Genomic DNA, 9,035 nt, shown 5'->3' with positions numbered 1-9,035 from the left:
ACCAGAAGGGTCGAGCCCCCGCACCACACCGGTGCGGGGGCTCCCCGCATTCACCACCCACCCCCATCGACCCCCCGGACCGATCACGGCCGGGGGCCTTGCACGCCCAGGACCACGAGCCTCCCACCGTGTTCGCCGGCCCCGTAACAGAAGCACGACTCCGGTCCTCGGCGGACAATGCAGGCATGGACGCGAGCAACCACGGTTCCGAGACCCCGACAGTCACCGAGCAGGACGAGCAGCCGACGGCGGTGGTGACGGGGACGGTGGCCATGACCGGGCTACGGGAGTTCTTCGACCGTGCGTTCGGCGATCTGGCACAGGCCATGGCCGACGGTGCGTTCGAGCCGTCGGGGCCGCCCCTGGCCGTGTACCACGGTGTGCCGGCGGAGACGGTGCACCTCGAGGTGGGCTTCCCGGTGCGAGGGCGGGTGGATGCTCACGGCCCCGTGGTGGCCGGACGACTGCCGGCCTGCCGTGTGGTGACGTCCGTGCACCGTGGTGACTACGACGATCTGGGACGCTCCTGGCAGCATCTGGCGGAGTGGGCGGACCGCCAGGAGCTCTCCCTCGGCGACCGTATGTGGGAGGTGTACGTGACCGAGCCGAAGCCGGGGGACGACCCTGTCGACATGGTCACCGAGCTCCACTGGGCGCTCCGTCCCTGAGGTCCCACGGGGGCGGACACCCCACGACGAGGAAGGCCCCGACCGCACGGTCGGGGCCTTCCTCGTCCCGCGGAGACGTCGCCCGCAGAGCTACCGAGCGGGCCGGGCGTCCGGGAGGGCCGGCTCTTCCGGGGTGCTGCGTACGGGCTCCTCCACGGCACGCGGGCCGATCAGCCTGTCCACGACCACGGCGATGGCGCCGTCCCCGGTCACGTTCGTCGCTGTGCCGAAGGAATCGATGGCGATGTAGGTGGCGATCATGAGTGCCACCGCGGTCTCGTCGAAACCGAGCATGCCCTGGAGCAGGCCGACGGCGGCCATGATCGCACCGCCGGGGACACCCGGGGCGGCGACCATCGTGATCCCGAGCATGAGGATGAAGCCCACATAGGCCAGGTCGTCGATGGGGGTGCCGGTGATGGTCATGACGGCGGTCGAGAACAGCACGATCTTGAGGGTGGAACCCGCCAGGTGGATCGTCGCGCTCAACGGGACGACGAAGCCTGCCACGGACGGACGGACGCCGTTGACCTCCGCGCACCTCAGGGTCACCGGGATGGTCGCGGCGGAGGACGACGTGCCCAGCGCGGTGGCATACGCCGGGAGCATGTTCTTCAGCAGGACCGCCGGGTTGCGGCCCACGCAGATCCCGGCGGCCACGTACTGGGTGATGAGCAGCACGACGGACAGCGCCAGGGCGACGAGCACCACCTTCGAGAAGGTCGAGACGACCAGCAGGATCTGGCCGTTCATGGTGAGGCCCAGGAACATCCCGAAGATGTAGAGCGGCAGCAGAGGAATGATGACCAGTTCCACGATGCGCATGATGATCCGCCGCAGGTCGTCCATGCTCCGGTGCAGGGTCTCACCGGGAATGAGGGTGATGCCCACGCCCAGGCAGAAGGACAGGAGCAGTGCTGTCATGACGCCGAACACGGGTTCCATCTCGAGCGTGAAGAACCCGGAGAGGGCGGTCTCCTCGGGGTTGGCCAGGGCGTCGACGTCGCGCTCCCCGCCCAGCAGCCACGGGTATCCGGCGCGCGCGACGACGAAAGCCAGCAGTCCGGAGACAACAGTGGAGGCGTACGCGATGGCGGCCGTCACGCCCAACCACTTGCCGGCCCCTCGGCCGAGGTCTCCGATGGCGGGGGTGACGAGACCGACGATCAGCAACGGGATGAGAAAGCCCAGGAACGCACTGAAGATGCCGTTGAACGTCAGGAAGACCCGGGCGAGCGGTTCGGGGAAGAAGAATCCGCAGACGATGCCCAGGACGATGCCGAGCAGCACGCGCGCCAGCAGGTGGGACATGAGGGGTTTTATGGTCATGGGCCCATCATCCGCCGAGGCCGCAGCCGGGGACCAATCGGGACAGAGGGCCTCCGGGCCTGCTTATACAATGGGAACGATCAACGTGGCGGACCGTTCTCCGGTCACCGCCGACATCCACGAGAGCCGACCGGCACCGCGTCGGCACAGAGGAGCGGTACGTGTCCGAGTCTTTCCAGCACGGGTCCCGGGACGAGCGCCGGAACGGGAGTTCCGGCGATCGCCGGTCCGGCGGAGGAGCCGGGCGCGAGGGCGACCGGTCCGGTGCTCCGGACCGGCGCCGGTTCGACGACGGTCGGCGCGGCCCCACTCGCGACGGCGAGGCGCGCGGACGCGGCTCCGAGGGACGAGGCGCCGTCGACAGGCCCCGCAACGACCGGCAGGACGATCGCCGTGGTGGGTACGCCCCTCGGGGTGATCGTCGTGATGATCGGGCGGGTGAGCGGGGGCCGCGTCGTGAGGGCGAGGGCTACCGCGGCCGTCGTGATGACCGCCAGGCTGAGGGTCGTGGTGGGTACGCCCCTCGGGGTGATCGTCGTGATGACCGCCAGGCTGAGGGCCGTGGCGGGTACGCCCCTCGGGGTGATCGTCGTGATGACCGCCAGGCTGAGGGCCGTGGCGGGTACGGCCCGCGCGGTGATCGTCGTGATGATCGGGCGGGTGAGCGGGGGCCGCGTCGTGAGGGCGAGGGCTACCGCGGCCGTCGTGATGACCGCCAGGCGGAGGGCCGTGGCGGGTACGGCCCGCGCGGTGATCGTCGTGATGACCGCCAGGCTGAGGGCCGTGGGGGGTACGCCCCTCGGGGTGATCGTCGTGATGATCGGGCGGGTGAGCGGGGGCCGCGTCGTGAGGGCGAGGGCTACCGCGGCCGTCGTGATGACCGCCAGGCGGAGGGCCGTGGCGGGTACGGCCCGCGCGGTGACCGCCGCGACGACCGCCAGGGTGAGCGGCGTGGTGGGTACGCCCCCCGAGGCGACCACCGTGCTGGATCCGCGGACCGCAACGAGAGCTACCGGGGCCGGCGCGACGACCGGGACGACGTCTCGACCCACCGCCACCGTGCGCCCGAGGTCGACGAGGACATCACAGGTCGCGAACTCGACAAACCGACCCGTGCCCAGCTGGGAGCGCTCGAGCCGCGCAATGCCGAGGCCGTCGCTAAGCACCTGGTCATGGCAGGCCGCTACCTGCTCGACATCCCCGAGCTCGCGCTCGAGCACGCGCAGGCGGCCGGACGGCGCGGCGGTCGCATCGCCGCGGTGCGCGAGGCGACCGGTATCGCGGCGTACGAGGCCGGCGACTACGCGCTGGCGCTCAAGGAGCTGCGCACGTTCCGCCGGATGACCGGCGCCGAGGTGCACCTCCCCCTGATGGTCGACTGCGAGCGGGCTCTCGGGCGCCTGGACAAGGCCGTGGAGCTCGCGACGTCGGAGGCCGTGCAGTCGCTCGAGCCCAGCGAGAAGGTGGAACTGGCCATCGTCCTGGCCGGCATGCGACGGGACCAGGGGGACCCCCAGGGGGCGGTGGACGCCCTGACCATTCCGCAGCTCGACAAGAACCGGGGGTTCCCCTACAGCCCCCGGCTGTTCCGCGCCTACGCCGAGGCCCTGCGAGGCATCGGGAAGGACCACGAGGCACTGACGTGGGACCGGCAGGCCGTGGTGGCCGAGGCCGCCCTCGGGACGGGGCAGTTCGCGGAGCCGGAGATCGTCGACTTCGACGACGAGGAGGAGGCCGAGCAGGAGCCGGCGAACGGCGTCGTCCTCGCCGATGCCGCGGAGTCGGACCAGGAGACCGACCAGGACCGGGCGGGGGCACCGGACCCGGACCCGGTCGGAGCGGCCGTCGGGACGGACCCGGCCGTGAGCGCCACCGCTGCGCCCGGCGGTGACCTCGACGGGAGTGTGGACGACGAGGCCGATGACGTGCTCAACGACGGTGCCGAGGAGGAGCCGGACGACGAGGCGGACGACCAGGAGGATGACCTGGACCCCGACGACGACTTCGAGGGCGGCTCCGAGAACGATCTCGACCCTGACGACGACGCGGAACTCGCAGACCTCGACGGCGAGGACGTGGACGACGGCGAGAACGGCGGCCCGCAGCGTGGCTGAGCGGCTGCTCGACCGGTTCGACGCCGTCCTGAGCGATCTGGACGGCGTCGTCTACGCGGGCCCGCACGCGATCCCCGGGGCGCCGGAGGCCCTCCGCCGGATCTCCGCGGACGGCGTGCCGGTGGTGTTCGTGACCAACAACGCCTCCCGCTCCGTCGCGACGGTCGCCGAGCATCTGACGGAGCTGGGCGTGCCCACGGACCCCGAGGGCGTCGTGAGCGCCGCGCAGGCGGGAGCCGAGCTCCTGGCGCAGCGCGTCCCGGCGGGCACCGCGGTGCTCGTCACCGGTTCCCAGGCCCTGGCCGACGTCGTCGCGGACGCCGGCCTCGTCCCGGTCCGAGCCCAGTCCGACGAGCCCCGCGCCGTGATCCAGGGCTTCGACCCCGGTCTGGGCTGGGCCGAGCTGGCCGAGGCCGCGTACACGCTGGCCGACCCGGACGTGCTGTGGGTCGCGACCAACACCGACCGCACCATCCCGCAGGCCCGCGGCCTGGCTCCCGGCAACGGCACCCTGGTGGCCGCCGTGCGGGCCACGACGGCGCGACCGCCGGTCGTCGCCGGCAAGCCCGAGGCGCCCATCTTCCGCACCGCCGCGGAGCGGGCGGGCAGCACCCGTCCCGTGGTGCTGGGGGACCGGCTGGACACCGACATCCGAGGCGGCAACGCCGCGGGCTTCGCCACGATCGCGGTCCTCACCGGGGTGGACACCGTGCACACGATCCTCGCGGCGTGCCCCGAGGAGCGCCCGGACCACATCATCGGCACACTGCAGGAACTCTTCGAGCCCTACTCCGACATCGAGCTCTCCTGCTCGGCGGGCAAACACACCGCGCACTGCGGGGCGGCGGACGCCGAGACCGATGGCACCCGGTTGCGGATCCGGGGCGCCCGGGACGACCTCGACGCCTGGCGGGCCGCGTGCGCGGCCTGGTGGGCGGCGCATCCCGACGCCGACGCCCCCGTGGTCCCCGCCGACCCCGAGTGGGAGGCGGGGGAGTGAGCCGGGACGCGGAGCCACCGCGCGCAGCCGGTCACGACGGCGCTGCCCTGCGCCGCACCGGTCACGCCCGGGTGGACGCCGTGCTGGATCGTGCCGGCGAGCTGGAGGGGCTGCCCGTCGCGGAGCACCCGGGCCGCTACGAGGAGCTGCACGCGGCTCTCGTCGCCGAGCTCGACGCGGAGCCCGGCGCCGTTCCCGCTGGTCTCGTGCCGCGCCCCCGGACCGGGCAGGACGAGGCGGGACCGCGGTGAGCTCCCGTCTCGACCAGGAGCTCACCGCCCGGGCCCTGGCCCGGTCCCGCACGGTCGCCGCCCGGTGGATCGGCGAGGGACGGGTGCTCGTGAACGGCCGGCCCGCCACCAAGCCCTCCGTCCGGGTCGGCCCCGGCGACGTGCTGGAGGTCCGGCCCGTGGACGTCCCGGACTACGTCAGCCGGGCCGGGCACAAGCTGGCCGGGGCGCTCGCCGCCTTCCCGGAGATCGACGTGGCGGGCCGGCGGTGCCTCGACGCCGGCGCCTCGACGGGCGGGTTCACCGACGTGCTGCTGCGCCAGGGCGCCCGGGAGGTGGTCGCCGTCGACGTGGGCCACGAGCAGCTGGACCCCTCGCTCCGGGCGGACCCCCGCGTCCGGGTGTTCGAGGGCATGAACGTGCGCTGGATGCGCCCCAAGGACATCGGCGGCCCGGCGGAGCTGACGGTCTGCGACCTGTCCTTCATCTCGCTGACCCTGGTCCTGGAACCGCTCGCGGCGGCCACGGTGCCCGGCGGAGACCTCGTGCTCATGGTCAAACCGCAGTTCGAGGTCGGCGCCGACCGCCTCGCGCGCACCGGGGTCGTCACGAGCGAGCAGGAGCGTGCCCGGGCCGTCGATGCGGTGGCCGGCGCGGCCCGGACCCACGGGCTCGCGGTACGGGGCCGGCAGCGCAGCCCGCTGCCGGGGCAGGACGGCAACCACGAGTTCTTCCTATGGTGCCGCCGGGATCCGCCGTCCTGAGTGTCCTCGCCCTCGCGTAGGGTGGTGAGCGGTGCCCGGTCCGCGGGCACGGCGTGCGCCACGGGCCGGTCCCGGTCCTGACGACGCCCGCGTGCACCGAGCAGTCGAGAACGGGAGGATCCCGGTGAGCAGAAAGATCCTGGTCATGGCCCACATGGGCCGGCAAGAGGCCAAGGACGCCGCCCGCGACTCCTGTCTCCAGCTGCACGAAGCCGGCCTGGTGCCGGTCATCTGGCGGGACGACCTCGACGCGCTCCGGGAGGACGCGGCGCCCCTCGCCCCCGTGGAGGTCATCGAGGAGGACGTCTCCCTGCGGGAGATCGAGCTCGTCATGGTGCTCGGCGGGGACGGGTCGATCCTGCGCGCCGCCGAACTGGTGCGCAGCGTGGACACCCCGCTGCTGGGCGTGAACCTGGGTCACGTGGGCTTCCTCGCCGAGAGCGAGCGCTCCGACCTGCGCGAGTCCGTGGAGGCCATCGTGGACGGGCGCTACACGGTGGAGCAGCGCATGACGATCGACGTCACCGTGTGGCAGGACGAGACGAAGGTCCTGCACACCTGGGCGCTGAACGAGGCCTCGGTGGAGAAGGGCGACCGCGAGAAGATGGTCGAGGTGGTCATCGAGGTGGACCGCCGGCCGCTGAGCACCTTCGGCTGCGACGGGGTGGTCCTCGCCACGCCGACCGGCTCCACCGCCTACGCGTTCTCCGCGGGCGGGCCCGTGGTGTGGCCCGAGGTCGAGGCGCTGCTCATGGTGCCGCTCAGCGCCCACGCCCTGTTCTCCCGGCCCCTGGTCATCTCCCCGAACTCCATGATGGCCGTCGAGGTCCTCACCCGCACCGACGCCCGTGGCGTGCTGTGGTGCGACGGGCGCCGGACCACGGAGCTGCCGCCCGGCTCCCGGATCGAGGTGGTCCGCTCCCCGAAGGCGGTCAACCTCGCGCGGATGCACCGCACGCCCTTCTCGGAGCGGCTCGTGCGGAAGTTCGAGCTGCCCACGAGCGGCTGGCGCGGGCCGGTGCCCCCGCACGAGGCGGCCGCGGCGCGCACCACGGCCCTGCCCACCGTCCGCGGCGACCAGATCACCGAGAGCCGGAAGCAGGAGCTGCAGAAATCCACGGTGGGGCACGAGATGCCCCACGAGCCCGATGTCCCGTCACACCCGCCCGGGACGCGACCGGGGAGGCCGGCTGAATGATCGAGGAGATCCACATCCACGACCTCGGCGTCATCACCGACGCCGTGCTCCCCCTCGGGCCGGGGCTGAGCATCCTCTCCGGTGAGACGGGAGCGGGCAAGACCATGGTCGTCACGGCCCTCGGGATGCTGCTGGGCAACCGGTCCGACCCCGGCGCCGTCCGCTCCGGGGCGCCCAAGGCCGTCGCCGAGGCCGTCGTGCGGGTCCCAGCCGGACACCCGGCCGCCGCCCTCGTCGAGGACGCCGGCGGAGCGGTCGACGTCGAGGCCGTCGGGGACGCCGAGGAAGCCCTCGTCACCGTCGCTCGGACCGTGACCGCGGAGGGGCGCAGCCGCGCCCACGTCGGTGGCCGCTCCGCTCCCGTGGGCACCCTCTCCGCGGTGGGCCAGACCCTGGTGGCGGTGCACGGCCAGTCCGACCAGCTGCGGCTGAAGTCACCGGCCGCCCAGCGCCATGCCCTGGACCAGTACGCGGGGGAGGAGCTGGCCGGGCAGCTGCGCCGCTACCGACAGCTGCTCACCGAGTACCGCTCCGTGCAGCAGACCCTGCGCGAGGTCACCGAGCACGGCCGCGAGCGCGCCCTGGAGGCGCAGAGCCTGCAGGGCGCCCTCGAGGAGATCGACGCCGTGGACCCCCAGCCCGGGGAGGACGAGAGCCTCGACCAGGAGAGCCAGAAGCTGACGAACCTCGAGCAGCTGCGCGCGGCCGCCCTCACGGCCCACGCCGCCCTCAGCGGCGGGGAGTTCGCCGACGCCGACACCCCGGACGCGACCGCCCTGGTGGCGGCGGCGCACCGTGCCCTGGAGCAGGAGGCCGGCTCCGACCGCGACCTCGAGGAACTGTCCGGGCGGGTCGCCGAACTGGCCGTGCTCGTCAACGACATCGCCGCCGACCTCTCGGGCTACGCCTCGGGGCTCGACGACGAGGGTCCCGCCCGCCTGGCCGAGGTCGAGTCCCGGCGGGCCAAGCTCAAGGCCCTGACCCGCAAGTACGGCGCCACCGTGGACGAGGTCCTCGACTGGGCGGAGCGCTCCCGGGCGCGCCTGGACGAGCTCACCGACGACCCCGCGCGGGAGCAGGAGCTCCGGGCCCGCCTCGCTGAGCTGCACGCCGAGCTGAGCGAGCTCGCCGGGCAGATGACCGATCGACGCCGGGACGCGGCGCACCGGCTCTCCGAGGCCGTGAGTTCCGAGCTCACGGCGCTGGCCATGCCCAACGCCTCCCTCGTCATCGAGGTCGAGCCCACGGAGGAGTTCTCCGGCCACGGGCGGGACGAGATCTCCTTCCTGCTCAAGCCGCACGCCGCCGCCACCCCGCGGCCCCTGGGCAAGGGCGCGTCCGGCGGCGAGCTGTCCCGGCTCATGCTCGCCATCGAGGTGGTCCTCGCCGCCGTGGACCCCGTGCCCACCTTCGTCTTCGACGAGGTGGACTCGGGTGTGGGCGGCAAAGCGGCCGTGGAGATCGGCCGCCGTCTGAAGATGCTCGCCCAGCACGTCCAGGTCCTCGTGGTGACGCACCTGCCGCAGGTCGCGGCCTTCGCCGACCAGCACATCCTCGTCACCAAGAGCACGGACGCCACGGTCAGCGACGTGCGCGTGCTCGACGAGGAGGAGCGCGTGGTGGAGCTCGCCCGCATGCTCGCGGGCCACGAGGACTCCGCGGCGGCGCGCGAGCACGCCCGGGAACTGGTCCGCGGAGCGGTGCTCTGAAGTGCCTCCGCACGGTGATTCCC

General features: G+C 73.0%; 9 protein-coding genes. 7 read left to right on the top strand and 2 right to left on the bottom strand.

What is annotated here, in order from left to right; all coding sequences use genetic code 11:
- Window positions 1–185: 185 nt before the first annotated feature.
- Window positions 186–668: a GyrI-like domain-containing protein gene (locus ABD220_RS04940; protein ID WP_344120323.1), complete on the top strand. Its 483-nt coding sequence runs from the start codon at window positions 186–188 to the stop codon at window positions 666–668.
- Window positions 669–758: 90 nt separating this feature from the next.
- Here the strand turns inward: ABD220_RS04940 and ABD220_RS04935 are convergent, their stop codons facing one another.
- Together ABD220_RS04935 and ABD220_RS04930 are read right to left on the bottom strand one after the other, a co-directional pair.
- On the bottom strand, window positions 759–1,997 hold the full coding sequence (locus tag ABD220_RS04935) for a dicarboxylate/amino acid:cation symporter (protein ID WP_344120322.1): 1,239 nt from the start codon (window positions 1,995–1,997) through the stop codon (window positions 759–761).
- A 104-nt stretch (window positions 1,998–2,101) separates the two neighbouring features.
- On the bottom strand, window positions 2,102–3,163 hold the full coding sequence (locus ABD220_RS04930; protein ID WP_344120321.1) for a hypothetical protein: 1,062 nt from the start codon (window positions 3,161–3,163) through the stop codon (window positions 2,102–2,104).
- A 6-nt stretch (window positions 3,164–3,169) separates the two neighbouring features.
- On the opposite strand from ABD220_RS04930, the gene ABD220_RS04925 reads away from it, so the two are divergent.
- The 6 genes from ABD220_RS04925 to recN all read left to right on the top strand — a co-directional run bounded on the left by ABD220_RS04925 (window position 3,170) and on the right by recN (window position 9,012).
- On the top strand, window positions 3,170–4,111 hold the full coding sequence (locus tag ABD220_RS04925) for a hypothetical protein (protein WP_344120320.1): 942 nt from the start codon (window positions 3,170–3,172) through the stop codon (window positions 4,109–4,111).
- Complete coding sequence (locus tag ABD220_RS04920) at window positions 4,104–5,111, top strand: HAD-IIA family hydrolase (protein WP_344120318.1); 1,008 nt, start codon at window positions 4,104–4,106, stop codon at window positions 5,109–5,111. Before ABD220_RS04925 ends, ABD220_RS04920 begins: the two co-directional genes overlap by 8 nt.
- The gene (locus tag ABD220_RS04915) at window positions 5,108–5,362 is read left to right on the top strand and encodes a hypothetical protein (RefSeq protein ID WP_344120316.1); all 255 of its coding nucleotides are present in this window, start codon (window positions 5,108–5,110) and stop codon (window positions 5,360–5,362) included. Before ABD220_RS04920 ends, ABD220_RS04915 begins: the two co-directional genes overlap by 4 nt.
- Complete coding sequence (locus ABD220_RS04910) at window positions 5,359–6,105, top strand: TlyA family RNA methyltransferase (RefSeq protein ID WP_344120314.1); 747 nt, start codon at window positions 5,359–5,361, stop codon at window positions 6,103–6,105. Before ABD220_RS04915 ends, ABD220_RS04910 begins: the two co-directional genes overlap by 4 nt.
- Window positions 6,106–6,229: 124 nt before the next feature.
- Window positions 6,230–7,303, top strand: a complete 1,074-nt coding sequence (locus ABD220_RS04905) for an NAD kinase (protein WP_344120313.1) — start codon at window positions 6,230–6,232, stop codon at window positions 7,301–7,303.
- Window positions 7,300–9,012, top strand: a complete 1,713-nt coding sequence (gene recN / locus ABD220_RS04900) for a DNA repair protein RecN (RefSeq protein ID WP_344120312.1) — start codon at window positions 7,300–7,302, stop codon at window positions 9,010–9,012. Before ABD220_RS04905 ends, recN begins: the two co-directional genes overlap by 4 nt.
- Window positions 9,013–9,035: the final 23 nt, after the last annotated feature.

Origin of the sequence: Kocuria aegyptia (assembly GCF_039530085.1) — a bacterium.
Taxonomy (GTDB): domain Bacteria; phylum Actinomycetota; class Actinomycetes; order Actinomycetales; family Micrococcaceae; genus Kocuria; species Kocuria aegyptia.
The sequence above is the reverse complement of the archived record's forward strand: the minus strand, read 5'-3'. Positions and strand labels throughout refer to the sequence as shown.

What these genes read in the sequence shown, in the direction of transcription:
- ABD220_RS04940 (WP_344120323.1), top strand. Translation starts at nt 186, where the DNA reads ATGGACGCGAGCAACCACGGTTCCGAGACCCCGACAGTCACCGAGCAG.
- ABD220_RS04935 (WP_344120322.1), bottom strand. Translation starts at nt 1,997, where the DNA reads ATGACCATAAAACCCCTCATGTCCCACCTGCTGGCGCGCGTGCTGCTC.
- ABD220_RS04925 (WP_344120320.1), top strand. Translation starts at nt 3,170, where the DNA reads ATGGCAGGCCGCTACCTGCTCGACATCCCCGAGCTCGCGCTCGAGCAC.
- recN (WP_344120312.1), top strand. Translation starts at nt 7,300, where the DNA reads ATGATCGAGGAGATCCACATCCACGACCTCGGCGTCATCACCGACGCC.